Here is a 208-nt window from a genome sequence, read left to right on the forward strand (position 1 = left end):
TTTTGGGGTGTTTTTTATATGGCAAAATATAGCGATGAATTTAAATTGAAAGTTGTGAGGGCCTATTTAGAAGGTTCCTTGGGATACAAAGCTTTAGCTAAAGCATTTAATATTTCTAGTGAATCTCAAATAAAACGATGGGTCCGTGCTTATAAAGAATTCGGTGAAGCTGGTTTGCGTAGGAAAAGTGTAAAACAGGTTTATTCTG

General features: G+C 34.6%; 1 protein-coding gene. It reads left to right on the forward strand.

What is annotated here, in order from left to right:
- Positions 1 to 18: 18 nt before the first annotated feature.
- Positions 19 to 208, forward strand: a 190-nt coding sequence (locus C406_RS0119035) for a helix-turn-helix domain-containing protein (RefSeq protein ID WP_026045762.1), incomplete at its 3' end; no start/stop codon positions are given.

The organism is Paenisporosarcina sp. TG-14, from assembly GCF_000297555.1.
GTDB classification, from domain to species: Bacteria; Bacillota; Bacilli; order Bacillales_A; family Planococcaceae; genus Paenisporosarcina; species Paenisporosarcina antarctica.